The sequence below is a fragment of the Zobellia barbeyronii genome (assembly GCF_018603515.1).
Classification (GTDB): domain Bacteria; phylum Bacteroidota; class Bacteroidia; order Flavobacteriales; family Flavobacteriaceae; genus Zobellia; species Zobellia barbeyronii.
Map to the genome: position 1 here is coordinate 127,874 of NZ_JACATN010000005.1, position 24,963 is coordinate 152,836.

At 36.9% G+C, this 24,963-nt stretch carries 22 protein-coding genes; 8 read left to right on the forward strand and 14 right to left on the reverse strand.

Translation table 11 applies throughout. From position 1 onward, the window contains the following. Positions 1-8: 8 nt before the first annotated feature. From HW347_RS16735 to HW347_RS16765, 7 genes are all read right to left on the reverse strand, one after another. Positions 9-275: a hypothetical protein gene (locus HW347_RS16735; protein WP_214612900.1), complete on the reverse strand. Its 267-nt coding sequence runs from the start codon at positions 273-275 to the stop codon at positions 9-11. Next, positions 275-1,291, reverse strand: coding sequence for a M4 family metallopeptidase (locus HW347_RS16740; protein WP_214612901.1), 1,017 nt, complete (start codon positions 1,289-1,291; stop codon positions 275-277). Before HW347_RS16740 ends, HW347_RS16735 begins: the two co-directional genes overlap by 1 nt. A gap of 105 nt (positions 1,292-1,396) precedes the next feature. Further along, positions 1,397-2,482: an amidohydrolase family protein gene (locus tag HW347_RS16745; protein ID WP_214612902.1), complete on the reverse strand. Its 1,086-nt coding sequence runs from the start codon at positions 2,480-2,482 to the stop codon at positions 1,397-1,399. After that, positions 2,466-3,080, reverse strand: a complete 615-nt coding sequence (locus HW347_RS16750) for a nucleotidyltransferase family protein (RefSeq protein WP_214612903.1) — start codon at positions 3,078-3,080, stop codon at positions 2,466-2,468. Before HW347_RS16750 ends, HW347_RS16745 begins: the two co-directional genes overlap by 17 nt. Then, the gene (locus tag HW347_RS16755; protein ID WP_214612904.1) at positions 3,080-4,090 is read right to left on the reverse strand and encodes an XdhC family protein; all 1,011 of its coding nucleotides are present in this window, start codon (positions 4,088-4,090) and stop codon (positions 3,080-3,082) included. The genes HW347_RS16750 and HW347_RS16755 overlap by 1 nt, the downstream gene beginning before the upstream one ends. A 48-nt stretch (positions 4,091-4,138) precedes the next feature. Beyond that, on the reverse strand, positions 4,139-6,367 hold the full coding sequence (locus tag HW347_RS16760; RefSeq protein ID WP_214612905.1) for a xanthine dehydrogenase family protein molybdopterin-binding subunit: 2,229 nt from the start codon (positions 6,365-6,367) through the stop codon (positions 4,139-4,141). Between the two features lie 59 nt (positions 6,368-6,426). Then, entirely contained in the window at positions 6,427-6,888 is a 462-nt protein-coding gene (locus tag HW347_RS16765) for a (2Fe-2S)-binding protein (protein ID WP_214612906.1), read from the reverse strand. A 329-nt stretch (positions 6,889-7,217) separates the two neighbouring features. Between HW347_RS16765 and HW347_RS16770 the strand changes: the two genes are divergently transcribed. From HW347_RS16770 to HW347_RS16780, 3 genes are all read left to right on the forward strand, one after another. After that, complete coding sequence (locus tag HW347_RS16770; RefSeq protein ID WP_214612907.1) at positions 7,218-8,303, forward strand: vWA domain-containing protein; 1,086 nt, start codon at positions 7,218-7,220, stop codon at positions 8,301-8,303. Between the two features lie 222 nt (positions 8,304-8,525). Beyond that, a complete protein-coding gene (locus tag HW347_RS16775) occupies positions 8,526-9,353 on the forward strand; it encodes an OmpA/MotB family protein (protein WP_214612908.1) in 828 nt (275 codons plus the stop codon). 192 nt (positions 9,354-9,545) lie between these two features. Next, the gene (locus HW347_RS16780; protein WP_155596517.1) at positions 9,546-9,740 is read left to right on the forward strand and encodes a hypothetical protein; all 195 of its coding nucleotides are present in this window, start codon (positions 9,546-9,548) and stop codon (positions 9,738-9,740) included. A gap of 14 nt (positions 9,741-9,754) precedes the next feature. On the opposite strand, the gene HW347_RS16785 is transcribed toward HW347_RS16780, so the two are convergent. Genes HW347_RS16785 through HW347_RS16800 form a run of 4 tightly spaced genes read right to left on the reverse strand, consistent with a single transcriptional unit; the run spans position 9,755 to position 13,442 of the window. Next, the gene (locus HW347_RS16785; RefSeq protein ID WP_214612909.1) at positions 9,755-11,221 is read right to left on the reverse strand and encodes a M14 family zinc carboxypeptidase; all 1,467 of its coding nucleotides are present in this window, start codon (positions 11,219-11,221) and stop codon (positions 9,755-9,757) included. Next, entirely contained in the window at positions 11,218-11,916 is a 699-nt protein-coding gene (locus HW347_RS16790; RefSeq protein ID WP_214612910.1) for an N-acetylmuramoyl-L-alanine amidase, read from the reverse strand. The genes HW347_RS16785 and HW347_RS16790 overlap by 4 nt, the downstream gene beginning before the upstream one ends. After that, positions 11,913-12,329, reverse strand: a complete 417-nt coding sequence (locus HW347_RS16795; protein WP_214612911.1) for a 3D domain-containing protein — start codon at positions 12,327-12,329, stop codon at positions 11,913-11,915. Before HW347_RS16795 ends, HW347_RS16790 begins: the two co-directional genes overlap by 4 nt. 33 nt (positions 12,330-12,362) lie before the next feature. Beyond that, on the reverse strand, positions 12,363-13,442 hold the full coding sequence (locus HW347_RS16800) for a 2-hydroxyacid dehydrogenase (protein WP_225901961.1): 1,080 nt from the start codon (positions 13,440-13,442) through the stop codon (positions 12,363-12,365). Here HW347_RS16800 and HW347_RS16805 point away from each other — a divergent pair. After that, on the forward strand, positions 13,423-14,751 hold the full coding sequence (locus HW347_RS16805) for a serine hydrolase domain-containing protein (protein WP_214612912.1): 1,329 nt from the start codon (positions 13,423-13,425) through the stop codon (positions 14,749-14,751). The genes HW347_RS16800 and HW347_RS16805 overlap by 20 nt on opposite strands. Before the next feature lie 279 nt (positions 14,752-15,030). Here the strand turns inward: HW347_RS16805 and HW347_RS16810 are convergent, their stop codons facing one another. Next, the gene (locus HW347_RS16810) at positions 15,031-15,873 is read right to left on the reverse strand and encodes a 1,4-dihydroxy-2-naphthoyl-CoA synthase (RefSeq protein WP_194550260.1); all 843 of its coding nucleotides are present in this window, start codon (positions 15,871-15,873) and stop codon (positions 15,031-15,033) included. Between the two features lie 362 nt (positions 15,874-16,235). Between HW347_RS16810 and HW347_RS16815 the strand changes: the two genes are divergently transcribed. The 4 genes from HW347_RS16815 (at position 16,236) to HW347_RS16830 (ending at position 21,978) form a co-directional block, all read left to right on the forward strand. Then, on the forward strand, positions 16,236-18,851 hold the full coding sequence (locus HW347_RS16815; RefSeq protein ID WP_214612913.1) for a PAS domain-containing sensor histidine kinase: 2,616 nt from the start codon (positions 16,236-16,238) through the stop codon (positions 18,849-18,851). 5 nt (positions 18,852-18,856) lie between these two features. Further along, complete coding sequence (locus HW347_RS16820; RefSeq protein WP_214612914.1) at positions 18,857-19,264, forward strand: response regulator; 408 nt, start codon at positions 18,857-18,859, stop codon at positions 19,262-19,264. A gap of 63 nt (positions 19,265-19,327) precedes the next feature. Further along, positions 19,328-21,565, forward strand: a complete 2,238-nt coding sequence (locus HW347_RS16825; protein ID WP_214612915.1) for a PAS domain-containing sensor histidine kinase — start codon at positions 19,328-19,330, stop codon at positions 21,563-21,565. Between the two features lie 5 nt (positions 21,566-21,570). Beyond that, positions 21,571-21,978 carry a response regulator gene (locus HW347_RS16830; protein ID WP_214612916.1) on the forward strand — a complete coding sequence of 136 codons (408 nt, stop codon included), beginning with the start codon at positions 21,571-21,573 and terminating at the stop codon, positions 21,976-21,978. A gap of 21 nt (positions 21,979-21,999) precedes the next feature. On the opposite strand, the gene HW347_RS16835 is transcribed toward HW347_RS16830, so the two are convergent. Both HW347_RS16835 and HW347_RS16840 read right to left on the reverse strand, forming a co-directional pair. Beyond that, a complete protein-coding gene (locus HW347_RS16835) occupies positions 22,000-23,244 on the reverse strand; it encodes a glycosyltransferase (RefSeq protein ID WP_317195326.1) in 1,245 nt (414 codons plus the stop codon). 68 nt (positions 23,245-23,312) lie between these two features. After that, positions 23,313-24,824: a DEAD/DEAH box helicase gene (locus HW347_RS16840; protein ID WP_214612917.1), complete on the reverse strand. Its 1,512-nt coding sequence runs from the start codon at positions 24,822-24,824 to the stop codon at positions 23,313-23,315. Positions 24,825-24,963: the final 139 nt, after the last annotated feature.

The following is a 24,963-nucleotide window of genomic DNA, read 5'->3' on the forward strand; positions in this document are numbered from 1 at the left end:
CTTGCAGTTCAGTTATTTCCCTTTTGAATATCAGTTATGAAATGTCTGATTTTCTTAGGTAGATTAGACTCATTAAATTGCGATTCGTAAATTCCATCTTCATCCGTAAACTTTACAGTATAGGTAAAACCGTCACGCAGTTGGCTGTTGTCTTGTTGCGTAACGCTAACCGCCTCACGCATTTCTTTTTCCTCATCTTTACCAAGCTTAACTTCCCCCTCAAAACGCTTGGGAATCGCCGTAAAACCTCCTTCTATATTTATATCGTACTTCATTATACAACAATTGGAGTTAGACCTACTTGAGAAAAACTCATACTGATAGCTTCTACAGCATTTTGAGCTACTTTATCTTCTGAAATCAGCTGTTGAGCGGTACTTACCAAAGTTTCTACCATATCATTAAAGTCAGACGTACGCCAAAGGGCTTTTAATGTCTCAAACCATATCAATGCACAGTCATCAATACCAATTTCTAAACAGCACAGATAAAAAGCCTTATTAGGTATGCCTGAATTGATATGCACACCTTGGTTGTCTCCCATTCCGTTGTAATAATTATCCATATGGTCTGGTTGCGTATCAAAATCATTTGCGGTACCAGGTGCTTTCATGGAACGAATAGCAACGCCTGGAAATTCTTCGGTTACCACGCTATCACCAATCAACCAATCGGCATCAGCAATATCTTGCTCCAAGTATTTTTGTTTGATAATCGTTCCAAATACATCAGAAAAATGCTCGTTAAGTGCGCCAGGCTGACTTTGATATTCTAGATTAGCAAAAAACTGGGTTACACCATGTACAAGCTCATGAGCAACAACATCTATAGCGCTGGCAAAATCTGTAAATTCTTTACCGTCACCATCGCCATATGTCATTTCATCACCATCCCAATAAGCATTGTTATAAGCTTCACCATAATGCACGTTGGATATAATATCAAGTCCATTTCCATCAATTGAATTCAATCCAAAAGTCTCCTGAAAATATTTGCGAACAAAACCCGAAGTATCATATGCGTTATTCACACTTTCATCCTCTACAGGATCTTGTCCTTCTTGTCTAACCAGCTTCATACGCTGCTCAAATTGGTTCTGAGAATCGTATACGAAACGCTCCCCACTCCCTTCTGCTTGGTTGCGTAACAACAAATTATTGAGGCTACTGCGTCTGCGTTCCGCAATTCTTCCCGTATCGTTCAAAGCTCTTTTACAACTTCGGTTGCCATGTTTGGCTAATTTCTCAAGTAAGTACGGTGGAATTATATAGCAATGGGCTTTTGTGCACATAGAAATAGAATTTAGGGTTTGCGACGTAATTTCGCATGTTTTAAGAGTATCTCCAAAAAATAAGCGTTAAGCTTTTATCTAAAATTGACATAAGTTACGTCTTAATCAATCTTCGGGAAACAAGCTTTTATCCAAACCCGGAACTAAACTAAGGGCATTCTTATAATATACTTTTTTCAAAATTTCATCGGGCAAATTAAGGCCATACATAGCCCAGAACGCATGATATTTCTTATAGTAAGGAAAATACTCGTCATTGGTTTCTAAGACCCTAAAATAGGTAGGGAACTCCTCTGGCTTCCAACTATCCTTTCCAAATAGGATTCGATTTTGATACTTTGTGAAAAATTCACGTGCATTTTGCGGCTGACGACCTAGCTCTGCAATTACGGCAGCTATACCCACGTACATATTAGGAATGTCATCTAAGAAACCACCCAATTGTTGTAAATCATTGGCATACCAACCCATATGAGCACTAATAAATTTTGTTTTTGGATGTTTTTTGAACATACGGTGTTGCTCATCTATAATTTGTTGCCACGGTGCCGGGTCTGTGTCTGAACGCTTTCTACGGGAATGTGTTTTCAGCTCCAACCACCGTTCATTATCTGCATTCATATCATCCCAAAAGGATTTTGGGTCGGCAGAATGAATTAATACGGGAACGCCCAATTCCCCACACTTTGCCCAAATAGGGTCTAAGCGCACATCATCAACCGCCAATCGCTTACCATCACTATCTACATTTCTAAGCCCTAGACTTTTGAACACTTTTAAGCCTTTAGCTCCTTTTTTAATATCGGCTTCTAGTTGGTCTACGGTCTTTTGAATCCAACCTGATTTTCCAGCCCCATCAAAATCCACATTAGCAAAGACTACAAATCTATTAGGATAGTTTTTGGCTATATTATCTACGCTTTCCACCAGTTTGCTCCCTGAACCCCCGCTTAAATTGACCATAACAGCCTCATTCATAGCGTCCATATCTGCTACCAAACCATTAAGGCTCTGCGCACTCATACTTCTTTGATGACTATGAATATCTACAAAAGGATATTTCGCTTTTGTAACCTCATGCACCGGAACCACCAAGGTGGATTTTGGATTATACTCTTCAAACCCCATTTCCTGAGCAGCTAAACCATTGCAAACCAATACTATTATTGCAAGACTAATTTTCAAATTCATTCTTGTTCTTTAATTGTTTATAATCTTCCTCAGTATCAACATCGCTAATACGATTTCCTGCAGAAACTGTGATAACAGTGTCCCGCTCTTGCTCTAAAAGATGTTTCGCACCAAAATCTTCATTTAGATTTAATAGCATGTCCACATATTTTATTGGAAAAATGGTTGGCACTCCTGCCCTATTTTTATACGCGGTAGCAATGATTCTGTCCGTTTGCTCCACGGATGTAGCAATCAATGTATTAAGGTATCTAAAATCGATTAAGGGTTGATCCGCCAGCATAATTAATATCCCATCAAACTCTATATCAGATTGTAGCAACCATTTGGTTCCAAAAGCAATAGAACCACCTAAACCTAATTGCCAAGCGGTATTTTCAATAAAAATTACTTCCTCCTTAATTTGAGATTGTATCAATTTAGTATTTGCGCCCAATACAGTGACCACCTCAATTGCATCCGCAGATTTAGCTGTCTTAATAGCATGCTCCAACAAAGTAGTGTCTTTCCAAGGAAGGAGCTGTTTTGGTTTTCCCATTCTTGTGGAAGCCCCAGCGGCCAATATTAAAATTGCAATACGATGCGGCGTATTCTTCATTAGGTGTGTATTCTACCCTGCTTATTCTTGAGCATTATGGGCTCTTTATTTCTTGTAACCGAGAGTATTTCCGAAAGAATGGCCATAGCGATTTCCTGGGCAGTTTCTGCACCAATATCCAATCCTGCCGGACCATGGATTACATCAAAAAAAGCATCTGAGACTTCAGGGTAATTTTCTATGAATTCGTTTAGAAGTTTCTCCCTTCGTTTTGCAGGCCCCAACATTCCTAGATACACTGGGCGTGATTCTTTAATAGCTAACAAATACTTTAAGTCGCGAACATAACTATGTGTCATTAAAACAATTGCAGTTTGTTCGTCAATAGAATTAAGCGATAACATTTCTGGTTCTTCTGTTAGAAAAAGATTGGCTCCCGGGAAATCATTTATATTCTTTTCCTCTGCTGCAGAAGCCACAATAGTAACTTCCCAACCCGTTAAAGAAGCAAAGGAACACAACTGCACCGCATCATGTTCCGCACCAATTATAATCAGTTTAAAACAAGGGTTCATTTGTTGCTCAAATAACTCCTTATCATCTGTTAGAACTGTGTCATTCCGTAATCCAATTTTCTTTCCTCCAAAAACAAAAAACGAACCTAGGCTTGCATCGCTACCTTCACTCTTACTAAAAGATGAAACAATTTTAAATTGCTCTCTGCTATTCAATGTGAGCTCAAAGGCTTCAAGGAATGTCGAGCTTGGAGAAAAGGGTTCTATCAATATGTAAAGAATGCCCTCGCAGCCCAATCGATACCGACCATCATAAATCATCATCTTGGAAACATCTTCTGCAAAAACAGTTTGCGCCTGTCTAATGATTTCTTTTTCTACGCAACCGCCACTTACTGCTCCAATCCTCTTGCCGTCTTCACGAATGAGCATACGAACTCCAGGACGACGGTACGAAGAGCCCTCTAAAGCAACGACCGTCGCTAGGACGGTCTTTTGCTTCTTATTTTTAGCAGCCTTATAGGCTCTAACTAGGTTTTTTAATTCATGCGTCATACAAACCGGAATCGATTAAAGAAAGTGATTTTATTGGAACCCAATTTACTAGCCCAAAATATCCTCTTCTTTTACTTTCCACAAATCAGCCTGTTCTATAAAAGGTTGTTTATACGCTCTTTTGCCTGTTGCTGCCTTAAGTGCATTGGCTACTGCTCCTCCTGCTGGCGGTAATGTTGGCTCTCCTAACCCTGTTGGAGAAAGTTCATTTTGTACTAAATGAGTTTCCACAACTGCTGCGTCTTTCATACGGCCCAAACGATATTTATCATAATTGTTAGCGGTAGGTACTCCATTTTCAAAGCCGAAACTACCATACATACTATGGCCAATTCCATCTACAATACCTCCTTCAATTTGGTTTAGTGCGCCCAATGGGTTTACTACAATACCACAATCTACTATACAAGTTACTTTTTTGACCACTGGTAGACCATTTTCAATCTGTACGTCCGCAACTTCTGCAACATGCGTGTTATGACAATAATAAGCTACAAAACCTTGATAAGTTCCTTTGGGTTGTTTGCCCCAACCAGATTTATCAACTGCCATTTTTATAACGTTTTGCATACGTTCTGCCGAATATTGAATCCGCTCATCTTCGGTACCTTTTACTTTTTCTAAAAGGTCTAAACGCATCTTAATTTTATCGACCTCCATTTCTTCGGCTAGTTCATCAAAGAAACTCTGCTCTGCATAGGCCAAAAAGTTCGTATACGGTGCTCGCCATGCGCCAGTAGTAATGTTACTCTTATAGTTAGCTACATCTACCTGATAATTTTCCACGGTACCAGCAGGAAAGAAATTCGGAATTAATCCGTACATGTTTCCATTAATAGCTGCTTCTTTTAATTGGTAGCCTGTTAACTGACCGTCTTTTATTGCTGCTTTAATCCTATATTTTATAGCTGGTCTGTACACACCGGTAGACATGTCATCTTCACGAGAAGAAACCATTTTTATTGGTTTTCTAACTGCGTCACTAATTTCTGCTGCTTCATAAACAAAATCGCCATAAAGCCTTCTACCGAAACCACCACCCATACGGGTCATCTCTAAATGAATATCTTCAACATCTCTTCCCAAGAGTTCAGCAACGGTATTCGCTGCATCTTCAGGGGTTTGTACAGGTCCTACCAAATGAATTTTTTCGTCCGTTACGTTAGCGAAAAAGTTCATAGGCTCCATACAGTTATGAGGCAGAAACGGAGATTCATAGGTACGCTCCAAAACCTTATCTGCCGTAGCAAAAGCTTTATTAACATCACCATCTTTTCTCATGGTTACAAAATCTTTACCGTCTAGGAGAGCATTCAGTTTTTCATCGTGAAACTCCGTGCTTTCTAAAGGTGTAGCATCTGACCAAACGGCTTTAATAGCTTTTTTACCTTTAAAAGCATCCCAAGTCGTCTTTGCCAAAACAACAACTTTACCACTACCACTTAATTGGGCTGTCCAATTTACTTTTTCACCACCTAAAAGAGCTTTTGCTTTATCTCCAATCTTAATCACATCAACTACACCGGGCAATGCTTTAGCCTCAGCAGCATCAAAAGAAACCAATTCTTGTCCAAATGCCGGCGGTCTAAGGACTGAGGCATAAAGCATTCCTTCTTCCTTATAGTCAATACCAAATAATGGTTGACCCGTAACAATTTTATCAATATCTACATTACGTCTATCGGTACCTATAATTTTATAATCCTTTGGTTCTTTTAAAACTGCATTTTCAGGAACCTCTAAAGCAGCAGCGTCATCTACAACATCACCATAGGTTAGCGTTTCTCCCGCCTTGTTGGTGATTACACCTTCACTTACTGTAAGTTCAGAAGCATCTACACTCCATCGTGCAGCAGCCGCATTCACTAACATTTGTTTTGCCGTAGCACCTGTTTGACGGAGCGCATCCCATCCAAAACGAATGGACTGGCTACCACCAGCAATTTGTCTTGTGTAATTTTTGGTATCAAGAACCCCTTGCTGCACATATACATTATCCCAAGAAACATCTAATTCTTCGGCAATAATCATAGGCATAGAGGTTTTTACCCCTTGTCCAATTTCAGGATTGGGCGAAAAGATAGTCACCGCCCCGTTTTTGGCTATTTTTATAAAAGCATTGAAATCGTTGTAATTCAAATCGGCCAAATCTACCGGCGGTTTTACATCAGATTTACATGCGGTAAAAAGGTTGAAACCTATTAAAAGGCCACCGCTCGCCAGTGATGACGTTCGTAAAAAATTTCTTCTACTAAATTGTATGGATGATTTTGACATGAACAGTATATTATAGAATTGCGGCTTTTGGTTTTTTTTCAAAAGCGTAATAGTATTTTTTAAGCCATTTTTTCAGCAGCTACGCCTACCGCTTTCTTAATGCGGTTATAAGCGGCACATCTACAAATGTTACCGTTCATTGCGTCTTTGATTTCTTCTTCAGTTGGGCTAGGGTTTTTCGCTAAAAAAGCGGAAGCAGTCATCATTTGACCTGCTTGGCAGTAACCACATTGTGGAACATCTACCTCTTTCCAAGCCTGTTGTACCGGATGTGAACCATCTTCGGAAAGACCTTCTATAGTTGTAATACTCATACCTACGGCAGATGCTACGGGCAAGGAACAACTTCGTGTGGCGTTTCCATCAACATGAACCGTACAGGCACCACATTGTGCTATACCACAACCAAATTTTGTACCGACCATATTTAAATGGTCTCGTAAAACCCATAATAATGGGGTGTCTTCACTAGCTTCTACCGTATGGGCTTTTCCGTTTACCGTTAGTTGATACGTTGGCATAAATATCGTTTTAGTTTTGTTTCTTTATTAAGATACTTACAAGGTATTAAAATTTTAACTTTTCGTCGCTACTTTAACTTTTCCTTTGGTCTTTTAAAAACTAGGGCTAATCCCATATTTACATCTATTTTTTTACACTCGTTTTAAGGAATATTTACTTCGATATAAAATCGAATTATCATTTTCCATTAAAGAGGACTCCCTTTTTTCGAAAAAAGTATTTTAACGCTTGACTTAAGGCCTTAACAATAATTAACATCTTTTTTTACCGTCTTCATACTTTAAATCGAAAATTAGCGTTGTGATGGTTGAACGTAAAAATCACGAAAATGAATTCCTTCTTAAAACTTGTTATGTTTTTTCTATCTATCTCTTTATTTGTTTCCTGTGGGAATGCAGATGATGATGTAAATTATGCCTTAAATACAGGTGATGGATTTGGACAAGGACAATCTGTTGACAACTGCCTTGACTTGGGTGAAAATGATTTAATTCTATCCATTCAAGACCAGTACACTACAGATCCCGGTAAAGTTTCTATTTTCTTTAAAGTTTCTAATAGCGATGGAAGTCCAGTTTCAGGATTGACCGCTGATCAATTTACTATTTACGAACAAGGAAGAAATGATGATTGTTTCAATACCATTTCAACTTCAGAATCTAACGCTAGAATTTCTCCTAACGAACAGATTTTTTCAAGTAATACTTTATTGATTTTAGATTTAAGTAATAGTGTTTTGCAAAGTAGCCTAGAAGAATTAAAGACGGCAAGTACAAGCTTTGTTAACACTGCCATGCCAGAAACAACACAAGAATCTTATAAAATGGCCATTTATTGGTTTGATGGCGAAGATGTCTTGCACGAGCTAAACCCATTGACTTCTGAAAAATCAGAATTGACTGAAGCCATTGCTACTATCAACAAGGATATAAGTAGCGATGTTTCTACAGACCTTTATGGAGCTGTTATTAAATCTACTGATATTGCTACAGAGCTTTTGAACGCAAGTACACAAGGCGATAAAATTGGAGCTGCTTCAGTAGTTATCTTTACAGATGGTAAAGATCAAGCATCTCGTTATTCAAAAGATTCCGCTCAGAAAAAGGTTGATACCGCAGACCCAAATATTTCTTTTTTCACTATTGGTTTAGGTTCTGAGATAGATACGGAAGCTTTAACAGCTATTGGAAAAACTTCTAGTGAGTTTGCTGCTAATAAAGAAGAACTGGAAGAAACGTTCAATAGAATTTCTGACCTGGTTTCAGATAGAGCTAGCAGTTTTTATCTTTTTGAATACTGTAGCCCTAAAAGAGGTGGTGACAATAATTTAGCTATACAGGTTAATAAAGGAAGCTTACAAGGTGCTGTTCAGACCAAATTTAATGCTGACGGATTTACCGGAGGCTGCGAATAGTTAGTAAAACTCCAGAAAAAATAAAAAAAAGACACCTATTTTAGGTGTCTTTTTTTATGGCCTGTTTTTAAGCACAAAATACTATGAATCAAATGATTGATGTTAATTTCATCGTATTTCAATGGCCTTTGGTCGAGAATGTTAATAGCCCTTTAACATCCAATCGCGCACCAACTTCGTATTACTAATGAGTCAAAATACTTTATAACAAAACATTTGAAAATGAAAAAATCAATTATCCTAAGTACCCTTGCCGTTACCCTATTGGCATCTTGTGTTTCTAAGAAAAAATTTGTTGCTCTTGAGAACAACTTATCTGAAACGCAAAGCGCATTAACAAAGACCCAAGTTGAAAAGGAAGAGCTTGAAGGGAAAATGACTAAGATTGAAGCTCGTGTTGCCGAGTACAATTCTAAAATTGGTTCTTTAAAAGAAATCAACGATAGCCAAATGACTTCTGTTGATGATGTTGCTGTAATGAGCAATAACACTAAAGCTAAAATGAGAGCTACTCTTGCAAAAGTTGACCCTACTAAATTAGCAGGCGCTGAAACTTTACAAGATTCTATGAACTTGGCTATATCTTACAAATTGAAAAAATCTATCTCTGATGATGAAGATGATGTAGATGTAAACATAGACAAGACTGTTGTTATGATCAATATATCTGACAAACTTCTTTTCAACAGCGGTAGCTACCGTGTAAGCAGCAAAGCCAATAAGATTCTTGAGAAATTAGCACAAGTAATCAACTCTGAGCCAAGCATGGAAGTTATGGTAGAAGGTCATACAGATTCTAAAACTATTAGCACTGAAATGTTCCGTAATAACTGGGACTTGAGTGTAAAACGTGCTACTAGCGTTGTAGACATCCTTCAAAACAAATACAATGTTGATCCTACAAAAATGATTGCTGCCGGTAGAAGTAGCTACTTACCATTAGTAGAGAACGACACTAGAGAGAACAGAGCTACGAACAGACGAACTAAAATCGTTATCATTCCTAACTTAAACAAGTTCTTCGCACTTTTAGATGCTGAGTCTCTTTAAGACCTATTTAGTACCAAGTTTATGAACTTGGTGATTGAAAAAGGGAGAACATACCGTTCTCCCTTTTTTTATGCGGTTTAACGAATTAAAACAATATTAAGCAGGGTTTTTGGCTACTTCGCTGTCTAAAGGAAATGAGAACCCCCATATTCGAAAATGAACACCTACATCCGAGAACAAATGCTGTGTTAAATGGAAAACTTAGAACACATGGATGTATTAACAGTTATTATCAAGAATACCGCTTTAAACGGAATGCCTAAATGGTACCAGGCTTTAACCCTTTCGTTATTTGCAATTATAGCTACGGTTGCAATTACAATGTACTTTAAAATTGGTTTTCAGGCGTCTGAAATGTCTGAAATGGCTATGAGATTCGGCTATTAAGAGCTGAAAATCTCCTATCTGTAAATCATTGCATTTTTAAAATTCGTTTTCTTGTCGCTATTAAGGTCGATAAGAAAACCGTTGATTACGGCGTGCGTGATATTATCACCTTTTTTTAGAATGAAGGTAGGATTGAGTCCTACTTCAACTAAAAATTCTGGCACTTCATATTTCTTTCCAATCACGTGGATTGGAAAGGGTGATGATAAATTTTCCTTAGGAATGTTTACCACACGTACATAGGTATACCCAGATTTTAATAAAAATTTGATGTCCATAGCTGCTAATGCGCTAAATGACGATACTAGGTCCGGATACACCTTTCCAGGTGTTATCGTGTACCCAGTGGCATCTAACGTTTCGTACCCATAATAGGTAGAAAGGTCGCCTTGATCCAAAATGCGACTACTATGCCAAAAATCGTTATGCTCCTCTTTGTCTACTTCTAGGCGGTTCATACCAATATCCAAAATATAGTCTTTTCCTAAAAGCGGATAGGTTGCATTTTCGATTTTTAGGTCGAAAAGCTTTCGGTCGTTTTCAGGTATTTTTTCATATTCTTCTAAAGCAATCTCTTTGTAATTTTCAGTAGCAATGGAATAAATGGCAGACAGAATAGAAACATAATTCAGTTTTCTAATTTCTTGCTTTTCTACATCACCAAGATATCCACCGGACTCAATTAAAATCGTGCTTGTACCCCACTTTTGAATATTATCGCCAAAAGCTCTTGGCTCAAAGTCATCATTATAACGCCCCACTTGTCCCTGGGCATATTTTTGAATAATATTGTTCATAAAGACAATCACTTTCATGGCATTGCCCCTCTTTTCGTTTATATCCTTCTCATAGTTATACGCTGGAGCTAAATATGAGATAGTAGCAGGTTTTCCCGTTCTTTCTGCATTATAATAGGTGCTTTGATCATGTAAGTTGAAACCAAAATCTGCATCTAAACTATCCCTAACTCTTTTTAAAGTCTGCCCTTCGGGAGATTGTAACCGTAATGCATCTCGATTAATATCAATACCCAAGCGGTTTCTTCGTCTAAAGACCTCTGCCCCATCAGGATTTAACATTGGCAGAAAATGCAACGTACAATTGGCTAATATTTCCTGTTTTTCAGTTTCAAAATCAGGGCTATTAAAAAGATTGAAAATATCAAAAATGGCTTGGGTGGCCGTGGGCTCATCGCCATGCATCTGTGACCATAGAAAAACATTTGTTTCTCCTTCTCCAATACTAATAAGGGATAACGGGCGCCCTTCAATAGAACTTCCGACACGACTTACCTTGAATTTATCGTTTTCACGGTATTTTTCAATTAAAGGATATAAATCAAAATGCTTTATACGTCTCTTATTTAACGTTGTTTCTTTATACGTTTCATACGTATCATAAAGCATGGTAGTTAAATCTTTCTGCTGCGCACTACAAAATAGGCTAGCAACTAGAAACAAAGCGGTAAATTGTATTCTCATGGGGTATTATGTTTTTTTGGTATAAGTTCAAAATTAAGATTTTTGGTGGCTTGTCTTACTTTGTCCATAAAATCCTCTCCTGGATCTGTTTTTATGGTACGATAGCCTCTGTCCTTTTCCAACCACAAAGGGTGATCTTCAAATAGGGTGTATTCATAATGCCCAATTAGATAATCAATAGCATATTTGTTGGCTAAGTATTTTACCAAAGCAATATTAGATTTTACCTGCTCCTCCGTTAAGGGCAACGCATCAGTACCTCCTACGTTTTCAATTCCAATAGCGCAATGGTTTAGGCCAATAACATGCCTAGCCATAGTGGTTTCTGGTAGTAGTTGGTAAATACTGCCATCACGATCCACTAAAAACTGAGAGGATACATTTAGACCGCTTACATCCTTAATGTCTGGCCGCCAGTTTGGTAACGCAGAAGGATTAAAAGCTTCAAAAGATTCTTCTAGCGTGGGTATGACCGTCCAATGCAGCACTATCATTTTAGGTTCTATTATTGCCGTCTCTTGTATAATCCCATACCTACTTTTCAAGTATTCTAAACTCAATTGTTTTCGGGTTTCGTCAAAAACAATCGGTTTATCTATAATCTCAGGAATTTGTACTGTTTCCTTAGCTGGTTTACAATGTATGAAGAAGACGCAGCTGCAAATAGCAAAGAGTATTCTAGATTTTTTAATCATTCATCTTTTGTATTGACTTCCCGTTTAACACGGTATTTAATTTTTAGTGTCTTATTTCCCCAATTTCTAGCACGCTCCACATCTACACCCATATAAATATCAATTTTATTCTCCCATCTGCTATGCATTTTATCCATTACCACATAAATGCCGTCCAGACCATTTATCTTTACTTGCGTGCCTTGCCCTATACCCAAATGCAATAAATCCTGCGATACCGCAATGGTTTTCATACCAGGTATTAAAGTATCTCCCCAGGCCGCCACGCCGGGTTCATCATCTGTCTGCCAGTACACAGAATTGTAGGCAGTTACATCTACTTCTTTAGTTTTCCAAACGTAATCTTTGTCTTTTTCGGCACACGCAATACATAGCCAAGACAGCAACAAAAACAAGGTTATCTTTTTGTACATAACGAAAGGGATTTACTTTAAAGCTACATAATTTTAAGAAACTGGGTATGGTAGCGGTTCTTCCCTATGGAATGCAATAATGTTTTTAGCCGCAAAAACGGACATTAGATTTCTGGCTTCTACCGTTGCAGAACCAATATGTGGGGTAACCGCTACACGCTCCATAGAGAGCAACGGGTTATCGTTTTTCATAGGTTCTGGATCCGTAACATCCAAACCTGCTCCCCATATCTCATCATTTTCTAAAGCTGCTATCAACCCTTTTTCATGATGCACTTGCCCTCTAGAGGTATTAATGAAAATTGCGGACGATTTCATTTTCTTGAATGCACTGGCATCAAACTTGTGTTTTGTGGCCTCTGTTAGCGCACAATGAGCCGAAACAACATCGCTTTGCGCTAATAACTCGTCAAAAGTTACTTTTTGAGCTTGTAGTGCCACTTCCGCTTCTATATTGACAGAGCGATTACAATAAAGAACGCTCATACCATAAGCCCCTTTGCATCGCCGCGCAAATTCCAATCCTATTCTTCCTAAACCAAAAACCCCAACGGTTTTGTTTTTTAGTTCAATGCCTAAATGTGCCTGAGGTCTAAAATGTTGCCATTCTCCTTTCGCTATAGTTTTATGCATATAAAACAATCTTCTAGACACTGCCAACATAAGCATAAAAGCTATATCGGCAGTGGCATCGGTCATAGAATTAGGTGCGTTAGCAATAGGTATACCTAGTTTTTTTGCTTCGACTAAATCAATATTGTCATAACCAGCAGCATATTGTGATATAATTTTTAGATGTTTATTCGCATTTAAAAATGCAGCATCTAAACGATAATTACTGGTGCTCAGAAGCGCATCATGTCTAGCAGTTGCCTCATAAAGTTCTTCTTTTGTCATGGGTAAATCCTTGGTCCATTTAGTGACTTCAAGGCCTTCCTTTTTCAATAGCTCTATTCCGGCTTCGGGAATATTAAGTGGTACGAGTACTTTCATAGGAAGCAATTTATAAAATCTAGTAGACGGTTTTACAAATTCCTTTACTTTTGCAGACTTATACGTATCTTTTTCATTTTCACAACCCCCAAAAGTTTCTATGAAAATCTTCAAACGCATACTTTTAATTTTATTTGTAATTCTAGCAGTGGCAGTATATTTTAATTTCCCCAAACTCAATTTTATCTCCGGTTATGCCTCCAAAAATATGGCCTCTACCGTTTTTCTAACCAATAGAAGTGCCGAGTCCGTTGAATTAAACGATAATGACGTGCCACTAATAAACCTTGCCGATGTTGAGACAGATGGCAAGAGCGCTACAGCTTCGGTTTTTGGACTTATGGCACGAAAAGCGATATGTAATGAAGGATTAGGTTGCACACTAGTCAACAAAGACTACGACCCTGATATCAAGATTCCCGTTCCACAACGTGCGAAAAACGAAAATGACTTAGCCTTTCCTTACGGAGATAAAGAGCCTAAAGACACTGTTTTTCCTAACGTAGACTATGATCAGCTGCAGAAAGCAATGGACCAAGCTTTTACCAATAACGAAGTTCAAAAAACACGAACTGTTTTGGTAGCTCATAAAAACCAAATTATTGGTGAAAAGTATCTGGAAGGATTTACAAAAGACACACCTATTTTGGGCTGGAGTATGACCAAAAGTGTATTGGCTACTTTGTACGGAATTTTGGAGTATGAAGGGAAAATAGACTTAAATGAACCTATGCTTTTAGAAGGTTGGGAAAAAGACGACAGAAAAAAAATAACGCTTAACCATTTGCTACGTATGCAAAGTGGACTTGCATGGGAAGAAGATTATACTTCTATTTCTGATGTAACCCGTATGCTTTTCATGGATGCGGACATGACCAAGGCACAAGGTGAAAAGAAAGCTATTGCTGCGCCAACAGAAGTTTGGAACTACTCTTCGGGAACCTCTAATTTATTGTCCGGTATTTTAAGAAAGCGATTTAAAACGCACCAAGAGTACATAAATTATCCTTACCAAGCACTCATTGATAAAATAGGAATGAGCAGTATGCTTATGGAGACAGATATGAAAGGAAATTTTGTTGGTTCTTCCTATGCATGGGCAAATACCAGAGATTGGGCCAAGTTTGGACTATTGTATTTAAACAAAGGGAACTGGAACGGAGAACAACTTTTTGGACCTTCTTGGGTGAGTTATGTATCTGAACCCACCATACTTTCTAATGGCACCTACGGTGGTCACTTCTGGCTTAACGCCAACGGAAAATACCCAGATGTACCTAGAGACCTCTATTCTGCAAACGGGTACCAAGGGCAGCGTGTTTTTATTATTCCGTCTAAAGATGTAGTGGTCGTTAGAACCGGTCTTGCCGAAGACCCTGATTTTGACATTAACCTTTTCCTCAAAAATTTATTGGCTGCTATTAAATAAATAGCATCGTTTCTGGCTCACGAAAACCTAAGAAAAAGCTTACATATCTTTTTTGTGTAGTTACACAACAATTTTCCCTTGCGTTGCAACAATAGTTTCGTTGTAATGTAACTTCAGGGTAAGTTTACAGTGTAATAAAAACAAGAAATAAAATTTTCATTTTCATATAGTGTTCTCGATGAAAGAGCCTTTTCCTTACGGATGGGCTTTTTCTAGTTTTAATAGGTTCGTGCCCTATAAAACCATAATATTAAATACGAAAACACTTTGTTCTGAAAATCAAGGAATATACTTGTTCTTACCAAAATTAGGCTTCCGCTTTTCTAAAAAGGCATTTCTACCCTCTCTTGCTTCTTCCGTACCGTAAGCTAAACGCGTGGCCTCACCTGCAAATACTTGCTGACCTACCATACCATCATCCGTTAGGTTCATAGCGAACTTTAGCATTTTTATAGAAGTAGGTGATTTTTCAAGAATTTCTTGCGCCCATGAATAAGCGGTGTCTTCTAATTCATCATGGGGAATTACGGCATTTACCATTCCCATTTCATAAGCCTCCTGAGCAGAGTAGTTTCTTCCTAAGAAAAAGATTTCCCGCGCTTTTTTCTGGCCAACCATTTTAGCCAGGTAAGCAGAGCCATAACCACCATCAAAACTGGTAACATCAGCATCCGTTTGTTTAAAAATAGCATGTTCTTTACTCGCTAAAGTAAGATCACAAACTACGTGAAGACTATGTCCGCCGCCTACCGCCCAACCTGGCACCACAGCGATCACCGCTTTTGGCATAAAACGAATTTGACGCTGCACTTCTAGAATATTCAAACGGTGCATACCATCTTCTCCAACATAACCTTGGTCTCCCCTAGCCTTTTGATCACCACCACTACAGAATGAGTAAATACCATCTTTGGTAGATGGGCCTTCCGCAGAAAGCAAAACAACGCCTATAGAAGTATCTTCTTGAGCATCATAAAAAGCCTGATATAACTCGCTAGTAGTTTTAGGCCTGAACGCGTTACGTACATTAGGTCGGTTAAAAGCAATACGGGCTACACCGTTACACTTTTTATAGGTGATATCTTCAAATTCTTTGGCTATTGTCCAATCTGGTTTTTGCATAATAAAAGTTTAAACGCTGCAAAGTAAAGCAATTTGAAAAAAGAAAGAACCATTGTTTAAGACTTGTAAGAAATAAAGCTTTAATCCTCAAAAATAAATGCGCTACTATTTCAATAAAATGCGTTTTTATAAACATTTTATCGGAAGACAAGACAGTGTTACTTTCAAATTAGACCAATTGTAGGTTTTTTATCATAATAACACCAATAAACACCCTAATTGACAGCATATTACATCAAAATATTATATTTTTACACCATTCTTAAATGTAAGAACTAAAGAATATCTTTATTTACAAAGAAAGTTATACACTATGCTATTCTAATCTTTTTCTTGTTAAATTAGAGTATTACAAATAGCTAATGGACAAAATAAAACAAAATATAGATATTTCAATTGCCGATCTAAATGCGATTGCAAGAATTGGTTATTGGCAGCTTGACACTTCTTCCGATACGTATTTACTTGATGACATTTCTTGTGAAATTACTCAGTTACCAAATGGCACTACATTAAGCACAAAAGAAAAACCTCCCTTTTGCCCTACCGGAAATAAATGGGCCGTTATACAGGAGACATTAGCTAAAGCTATAGAACAAAAATCTTCTTTTAATCATGAAGTAGAGTTGTTCCTTTCTGATGGAAACTCTATTTGGGTGTTATTAATCGGAAAAGGTAATTATGATGAGGGAGGTAATTGTGTAAACGTTTCTGGAATGGTCCAGGACATAACGATAAGGAAAAATTCTGAAATTGAATTATTCAAAAAAAATGAGATTTTAAACTATACGGAGAACAAGGCTTCGTTAGGTCACTGGAAATGGGACTTAAAGAGTAATGTTATTACCTGCTCTAGAAATATATCTCGTATAATTGGCTCTCCTGATGGTGAAAAAATTACTATTGAGATATTAACAGAAGGAATTCACCCGGGTGATAAAAAACAGGTACAAGATCATCTAAAAAATTCAGTAGAAAGTAAAACATTTACTCCCCTTCTACACCGGTATATCTTAGAGGATGGTACCGAACGTATAATTCAAGTTTTAGGAGAACCCCTTTTCAATAAAGCAGAAGAATTAACCGGTTTCATGTGTAGTTCTCAAGATATTACTGCAAAAAAACGTTTTGAGGATGAGCTTTTTGAAAAAAATAAATTATTTCTCACTGCTCAACAGAAAGCTCATTTTGGCTATTGGCTATGGAATCTTACAACTGATTTATTTAGTTGTTCCGAGAATATGGCAGATGCTCTAGGATTTGAAAGGAATGTTGAGTTTACCATGAGTGATCTTCTAAAAGATATTCCTCAAGAAAATCAGAAAGATATCTTAGATACATTAAATAAAACAATTGAAACAAAGTCCTTTGTTGAATTTACCCATCCTATTTATATGCATGGGGAACTCAGACACATAAAAGTTACCGGAGAAGTATATACTGATTTAGAAGGCAACATTTTAACAATCTTAGGAATTTCACAAGATATTACCGATCAAAAAAACTTTGAAAATGAACTCATAAGCAAGAATCAATTACTTGGGTTCGCAGAACAAATCACAAAGATTGGTAATTGGCAATGGGATTTAAATACCAATAAAATAAAATGGTCTACTAACCTCTACCGGATTTTTGAACGAGAAGATAATTTACCAATTGTTTTTGATATTTATTACAGTTATATCCACCCAGAAGACAGAGAAAGGGTGAGCGCAATAATTGACACCATTTTAGAAAGCAAGGATTTTGAAAGAGTTATACACCGCATCTTATTAGAAAATGGTAAAATTAAAACTGTAGAACTATTAGCTATGGCTATACGGGACCAGTATGGTAATGCTATTGAGATGTTAGGTACGTTGCAAGATGTTAGTGAGCAACGGGCAGAAGAAATGAAATTTAAAGGTTTGTTGGAATCTGCTCCAAATGCAACGCTCATATTGGATGAAGGCAATATTATACAGATGATTAATAAACAAGCTGAGCGCCTATTTAAATATACTCCAGAAGAATTAGTAGGTAGTAATATAGACCTTCTAATACCTTCTAGATTTGATGAAAAACGAGCACCATTAAGAGAAGCTTTTTATGCCAACCCTACAGTAAAAACCTATGACATGGGTGCTGGTCTTCATATGTTGAACAAAGATGGCAAGGAAATTCCCGTTCAGGTAACTCTTGGGCCATTGCAAATTGAAGGTGGGCTTCTCCTTTCTGTAGTAATCCGTGATATAACAGAAGAGAAGCTACATCAAGAAAATATTATAAAAGCTAAAGAAGATTTGGAGACTCTTACTCAAGAGCTTACAACACAGAACCATCAGCTTGCAGATTTTACTCAAATAACCTCTCATAACTTACGTGCGCCGGTAAGTAACCTAAACTCTCTCTTGGATATCTATAAAATGATGGACAATGAGGAAGATCAAAAAGAGCTATTCAAAAAATTTGAAATCGTAATAGCCCATCTTACACTAACACTCAACACCTTAATAGAAGCACTGACCGCAAAAAACCATACTTCTCTTGAACGTAGTGAGGTATCATTTGGTGCTACTCTAACGAAAACAAAAGAAATTTTCACTGCTGAAATCAGTAATTCAAAAGCAATTATTAAGAGTAATTTCGCAAAAGTAGACTCTATACGCTACCATAAAATATACTTAGAAAGTATATTTCAAAATTTAATAGGTAACGCTTTAAAATATAAATCTAGAGAACGTGTTCCTGAGTTAGAGATAAGTTCTAAAATAGATAATGGAAAGACAATCCTAAGCTTTAAAGACAATGGCCTAGGTATAGATTTAGAGAAACATGGACACAAAATATTTGGATTAAACAAAGTATTTCATAACCACCCAGAAGCAAAAGGTATTGGTCTTTTTATGACCAAAACGCAAATTGAGGCCATGGGCGGAAAAATTACAGTTTCTAGTAAAGTAGACGAAGGCACTACTTTTAATATTCATTTCATTTAAGAAATATGCAACACCCCTTTCACCTTTGTATTGTTGATGATGACGATATTTATAGGTTTACAATTATTCAATCTGCAAAGTTTTCTAAGATTGAACATATAACCTCTGTTTTCCCTAATGGGGAAGAGGCGATAAATTTCATTAAAGAGAATCAGGATACTCCTGACGCGCTACCAAATCTAATTTTATTAGATATTGATATGCCTATTATGGATGGCTTTCAGTTTCTAAAAACTTACAAAGAGATTGAAGCCAAAATAAGCAAGAAGATTGCCATATATATGGTTTCATCATCTGTAGATCCAGAAGATATAGAAAGAGCCAAAAGTTACACAGCGGTTATTGATTATTTATCAAAACCTTTAAAAAGCGATAAGCTCAAGGCAATAATAGAAAAAACATTAGAAGGTTAAGAACCTACAGTTATACACATGCTTTTTTGCTATATAAAAATTTCAAGTTAGTTATTCATGAATATGAAAGATGATAAAAAAACAATGGACGATACTAGCGCGATAACCATTCGTGACATGTTACGCATTGGCACTTGGAATTTAAATATTGAAACAGGTATTTATTCGTTGGACAAGGTTACCTGCGAAGTGTTAGGCATACCTTACGATTGTGTAGTTAAAAGAGGTGAAAAATCACTATTTGACAAGCCTGAGGCTACTGAATTTTTAATTAAGGATGGGATAATTGAATTAATAAAAACGGGGCAACCTTTTGACCAAGAACTAGAGTTTAAAACTAAAAAAGGAACTGTGATATGGCTGCACGTTATAGCTACCCGCAAATTAGAAAATGATAAATGCACTGCAATTGCAGGAATCGTACAAGACATTACAAAAAGTAAGCAAACTCAAGAAACATTTTTAAGGCATAATCAATTATTAAAATTTGCTGAACACAAAGCAAAACTAGGGCATTGGAACTGGGATGCTAGTTCAGATACGTTAATTTGCTCAGAGAACATGACTTATATAGTAGGTGTTCCTACGGACGTTCCAGTACCTCTAAGTGTTTTGATAGATAAGGTTCATCCAGAAGACAGAGAGTTCGTAAGAAAGCAAATAGCATATAATATTAAAACCAAACATTACCATAGTTTTAACCACAGAATGGTAATGCCAGATGGCAGAACCCGAATTATTCAAGTTTCAGGAGATGCTATTTTGGATGATGAAGGAAACCTCACAAACATATTAGGTATTTCACAGGATGTTACTAGTTATAAAACCATAGAGACTGAGTTAACTAAAAAAAATGAGCTCTTAATTTTTGCAGAACAAAAGGCTTTATTAGGTCATTGGGAACTAAATACGCTTACCGATGAGGTATTCTGGTCTGCCAATTTGTATTACCTTTTTAAGCAGGAAGAAAACATAAAACTAGAATTCAATACGTATTTTGAATGTGTACACCCAGATGACCAAGCAGTAGTTACGGCCCATTTTGCTCAAGCGATAGAGCAAAAACATTTTGACAAAATTATACATCGCATCCTATTAAAAGATGGTACACTAAAGTGGATTAGATTGTTGGGTGATGTTGAGGTTGATAAAAAAGGAAATACGGTAAAGTTAGCAGGCACTTGCCAGGATATCTCTGAACAACAACTACAAGAAATCAAGTTTAAAGGACTTGTGGATTCTGCACCTAGTGCAACCATAATAGTGGGTAATGAAAGTATTATTCAAATGGTTAACAAACAAGGAGAAAGCCTGTTAGGTTATTCTTCTGAGGAATTGGTAGGAAAATCTATAGAAACGCTAATCCCTTCAAGATTTGATGAGATTCGTACTCCGCATAGAGAAAAATTCCTGACCAATATGGAGGTAACAATAGTAGACCTTGGTGAAGATTTCTACTTAACGCACAAATCTGGAAGGGAAATTCCAGTTGAAATAACCCTTGGCCCTTTGCAAACAGATGAAGGTCTTATTATATCTATGTCTGTAAGAGATCTTACTTCTGCTAAAATTGCCGAGAGTAAAATTTTAAAAGCGAAAGAGGACTTGGAAATTCTGACCGAAGAACTCACCGCTCAAAATAACCAATTGGCAGACTTTACACAAATTACCTCTCACAACCTAAGAGCGCCAGTAAGCAATTTAAATTCGCTTGTGGAAATATACAAAATGATGGGAAGTGAGGAAGAGCGCAATGACCTGTTCAAAAAATTTGAAACAGTAATCTCTCACCTTTCACTAACTCTCAATACGTTAATAGAAGCATTGAGTGCCAAAAGCCATAATTCATTAGAACGTAGCGAGCTTTCCTTTAGCAATAAGTTATCTAAAACAAAAGAGATTTTCTCTACAGAAATAGAAAGGACTAAAGCGGTTATTAAAAGTGATTTTTCAGCGGTAGATTCAATTCGTTATAATAAAATCTACATGGAAAGCATTTTTCAAAATCTAATTGGAAATGCTTTAAAATATAAGTCTCCAGAACGCGTTCCAGAAATAGAGATTACTTCAAAATTAGAAAATGGAAAAATTATTTTGAGCTTTAAGGATAATGGCTTGGGAATAGATTTGGAAAAGCATGGTCACAAAATATTTGGTTTGAACAAAGTTTTTCATAACCACCCGGAGGCCAAAGGAATCGGTCTCTTTATGACAAAGACCCAAATTGAAGCTATGGGCGGAAAAATTACAGTAACAAGTAAAGTCAATGAAGGCAGTACTTTCAACATTCATTTTATTTAAAACATATGGCACAGCCTTTTCACCTTTGTATTATTGACGACGATGATATTTATAGGTTTACAATTATTCAATCTGCAAAGTTTTCTAAGATTGAACATAAGACTTCAGTTTTTCAGAATGGAGAAGAAGCAATTAATTTCATTAAAGAGAATCAGGATTCCCCTGATGCGTTGCCAAATCTTATTTTATTAGATATTGATATGCCAATTATGGATGGGTTTCAGTTTTTAGAGACCTATAAAACTATTGGGCCCAATCTGACCGAGAAGATTCCTATTTATATGGTTTCTTCCTCTGTAGACCCAGAAGATATTGAGAAAGCTAAAAGCTGTGAATTTGTTGTTGATTACTTATCCAAGCCTTTAAAAAGTGATAAGCTTAAAGCTATAATAGAAAAGACGATCGGGCTTTAGAACCACTTCAATTCTGGGTAACTATTTTTTTTTATTCTTTTCTTCTATCCATTTAGACAAATACTTTGTACTCTGTAAAGTTTGATGCTGCACTAAATTTCCCATAAAATTATGAATACGGTGTTCTTCTAGATTTCGCTGTAGATTATTCAAGACCAAAGAAAACCGTTCACGTAACTTTTGCTTGTTATACAATTGATTAATAAGATCCAGACCATTCTGCTGTGATTTCTTCCAATCCTTTCTGTTACGGTATAATTGTATTGCTTCACGAGCAAAATTCTCTGGTGTTTCTGCTACGACTCCAGACCAAGGCAAACCATCATGCATACCCTCTGCTCCTATGGCAGTTGTAACGCTTGGTGTGCCATTTTGCATTGCCGTGGTAAGTTTTCCCTTAATACCCGCACCAAAACGCAATGGAGCAAGGTTTACACGTGTGTTCTCAAAAACCTCATTTACATCTTCGGTCCAACCTTTAATAAGAAATCCTATTTCCGGTTTGTGTAACTGATTTACTTGTTGTGGCATATATGCTCCGTAGACAGAAACTTCTGCTTCCGGCAAAGCTTTCCTTATCAACGGCCAAATTTCTTTAGACAGCCATAATACCGCGTCTACATTTGGTGCGTGCTTTCCATTCCCTATGCATACAAAGTTTATCCGTTCATCAAAATCAGACCAGGCTTCTTGTTCTGCATATTGTATTTTCTCCAAAAGAAAAGGTAGATGCAAAAGCAGATTAGAATCAATTTTTAAAGTTTCCGTCAGCAGTTGCACTTCAAAAGTAGAAACCATTAAAGAAAGATCACAACGCAGAATACTTGCAACTTCACGTTTGGTAATATCTTCCTGCAACCAGGTACGTAATGAAAATGGGACTTCTTTTTTATGAGAAACCTCTCTTACCTTTCTAAGCGAATGTAAATCTTCGGTATCAAGTATTTTAATAGCATTGGGAACATTCTCAGAGATACGCCACCCAAATTGTTCTTCGGTCAAAAACCGGTCAAATAATACAACCGTAGGATTTATATCTTTTATAAAATCATCAAAACCAGAGTCGTTCAACATAATATCCCTAGACTTTATACCTAAAGCATCAAGATCCAATGAGAGTTCGCTTTTGGAGGCCGTGCTTGTGAAGACGATATCGAAACCTTCATTTTTGAAAAAATCCAGAAGTTGCAGCATGCGGTTTCCCGCAGCTGTAGAAGCAGGTTCAGGCCAAGTAAAACCAATTACTAAAAGTACATTTTGCTTCACTTTGCTTTACTTATTTCCTGTAAACATCTGGGATCTAAACTACAGTCAATTAATTTCCCTTTAGGAAATTACATTCTTTCTGCGAACATTTTAGAGATACTTGAACGTAATTTACGCTCATAATCCTCTTCCAACCACTCTTTGTAGTTTTTGGTGTTGTTCATAATGCAGTACGAATATTGACGTACACGGTACTTAATTTCTTCTTTTAGTTCTTTTGCAAGAATACGAGCGTCAAAAACATCTTCTGAGTTCTCTACACAAATTTGAGCATGTTGATCAATACTTCGTTCCAATACAATTTTGGACCTTAGACCTTCTGCAAAAACCTTTTTGTATTCCTCTTTTATATTGAACTCAATATTGGTAGAATTTTTGAATTTTTCACGAAGTGCCGTAGGCATTTCGTAAACGAACTCTTTTTCTATCTCCTCGTCGTTCTTAATGTTTTCCAAGTAGAAATCTGGAAAGTGGAAAATTTCCTGCCAGTCAATAGGTGCACTCCATAATCCGAAACGTGCTACGTTGTTCCCTAAATCTACTACTGTAAATTCACTCTTATTAGGCAAAATACGAGACCCACGACCAATCATCTGAAAATATAGCGTAAGCGAGCGCGTAGCCCTATTTAGCATAATTGTCTCTACAGATGGTTCATCAAAACCAGTTGTAAGAATACTAACTGAAGTAAGAATGGCATCTGGTGTATTGGAGAACCATTCTAAAATATCCTTACGTTCCGTAGCCGTATTTTTATTATCTAAATGGCGGATGTTGTAACCCGCCTTCTTAAAGGTTTCATACACGTAACGAGACGTGTTGATACCGTTATTGAATATCAATGTTTTAGTACCCTCTGCAATCTCTTTATAGCCAGAAAGTAGTTTACCCAACATACTCTGATTACTATAAAGCTCATCAGAAGATTTTACCGTATAATCACCACTAATACCTAGTTTAAGACTCTGTAAACTAACATCATAATTATACATGTTACCCTTAGCCAAGAAGTTTCTCTCAATTAGGGCGCCTATAGACTCACCCACGATCAACTTTTGATAGTTGTCTTTCATGGGTAATTTTATGTTAGAACTCAAAGGAGTTGCCGTAACCCCTAAAATTGTAGATTTCTTGAAAAACTTAAAGAGTTTCCGGAAAGAATTGTAATGTGCCTCATCAATAATAACTAGGCCAATATCATCAATTTCTACCTTTTCTTCCTGCAACCTATTGTTCAAGGTTTCCACCATGGCAACAAAACACATGAACTCATGTTGGTCATTAAGTTCTTTTACCTCACTATTGATGATCTTATTCTTGACACCAAAACTCTTCAGCATTTTAGAAGTCTGCGTACTCAATTCTATACGGTGCGTAAGTACTACTACTTTCTTTCCCGTTTTTTCTATATAACGACGAGCAATTTCAGAGAAAACTACAGTTTTACCACCACCAGTAGGCAATTGGTACAACAAGTTTCCGTTTTCTTCAGGATCCTCAAGATGCTTGAAAATCGTATTCAGATCTTCGTTCTGATAATCGTATAATTGCTTTTCGGTTGTATCCTTTTTTAACTCCAAGTAGGTTCTAAAATTTAGCGTTCAATTATAATAAATATGTGGGGGCATCCCAAAATTTGAATTTTACAAAATTAAAGGAAATTTGTACTTATCTGAAATTTATTCCTCTTAAATCAATAAAAAGAAAAAAGAAAAGCCT

What these genes read in the sequence shown, in the direction of transcription:
- HW347_RS16735 (WP_214612900.1), bottom strand. Translation starts at nt 275, where the DNA reads ATGAAGTACGATATAAATATAGAAGGAGGTTTTACGGCGATTCCCAAG.
- HW347_RS16740 (WP_214612901.1), bottom strand. Translation starts at nt 1,291, where the DNA reads ATGTGCACAAAAGCCCATTGCTATATAATTCCACCGTACTTACTTGAG.
- HW347_RS16745 (WP_214612902.1), bottom strand. Translation starts at nt 2,482, where the DNA reads ATGAATTTGAAAATTAGTCTTGCAATAATAGTATTGGTTTGCAATGGT.
- HW347_RS16750 (WP_214612903.1), bottom strand. Translation starts at nt 3,080, where the DNA reads ATGAAGAATACGCCGCATCGTATTGCAATTTTAATATTGGCCGCTGGG.
- HW347_RS16755 (WP_214612904.1), bottom strand. Translation starts at nt 4,090, where the DNA reads ATGACGCATGAATTAAAAAACCTAGTTAGAGCCTATAAGGCTGCTAAA.
- HW347_RS16760 (WP_214612905.1), bottom strand. Translation starts at nt 6,367, where the DNA reads ATGTCAAAATCATCCATACAATTTAGTAGAAGAAATTTTTTACGAACG.
- HW347_RS16765 (WP_214612906.1), bottom strand. Translation starts at nt 6,888, where the DNA reads ATGCCAACGTATCAACTAACGGTAAACGGAAAAGCCCATACGGTAGAA.
- HW347_RS16770 (WP_214612907.1), top strand. Translation starts at nt 7,218, where the DNA reads ATGAATTCCTTCTTAAAACTTGTTATGTTTTTTCTATCTATCTCTTTA.
- HW347_RS16775 (WP_214612908.1), top strand. Translation starts at nt 8,526, where the DNA reads ATGAAAAAATCAATTATCCTAAGTACCCTTGCCGTTACCCTATTGGCA.
- HW347_RS16780 (WP_155596517.1), top strand. Translation starts at nt 9,546, where the DNA reads ATGGAAAACTTAGAACACATGGATGTATTAACAGTTATTATCAAGAAT.
- HW347_RS16785 (WP_214612909.1), bottom strand. Translation starts at nt 11,221, where the DNA reads ATGAGAATACAATTTACCGCTTTGTTTCTAGTTGCTAGCCTATTTTGT.
- HW347_RS16790 (WP_214612910.1), bottom strand. Translation starts at nt 11,916, where the DNA reads ATGATTAAAAAATCTAGAATACTCTTTGCTATTTGCAGCTGCGTCTTC.
- HW347_RS16795 (WP_214612911.1), bottom strand. Translation starts at nt 12,329, where the DNA reads ATGTACAAAAAGATAACCTTGTTTTTGTTGCTGTCTTGGCTATGTATT.
- HW347_RS16805 (WP_214612912.1), top strand. Translation starts at nt 13,423, where the DNA reads ATGAAAATCTTCAAACGCATACTTTTAATTTTATTTGTAATTCTAGCA.
- HW347_RS16800 (WP_225901961.1), bottom strand. Translation starts at nt 13,442, where the DNA reads ATGCGTTTGAAGATTTTCATAGAAACTTTTGGGGGTTGTGAAAATGAA.
- HW347_RS16810 (WP_194550260.1), bottom strand. Translation starts at nt 15,873, where the DNA reads ATGCAAAAACCAGATTGGACAATAGCCAAAGAATTTGAAGATATCACC.
- HW347_RS16815 (WP_214612913.1), top strand. Translation starts at nt 16,236, where the DNA reads ATGGACAAAATAAAACAAAATATAGATATTTCAATTGCCGATCTAAAT.
- HW347_RS16820 (WP_214612914.1), top strand. Translation starts at nt 18,857, where the DNA reads ATGCAACACCCCTTTCACCTTTGTATTGTTGATGATGACGATATTTAT.
- HW347_RS16825 (WP_214612915.1), top strand. Translation starts at nt 19,328, where the DNA reads ATGAAAGATGATAAAAAAACAATGGACGATACTAGCGCGATAACCATT.
- HW347_RS16830 (WP_214612916.1), top strand. Translation starts at nt 21,571, where the DNA reads ATGGCACAGCCTTTTCACCTTTGTATTATTGACGACGATGATATTTAT.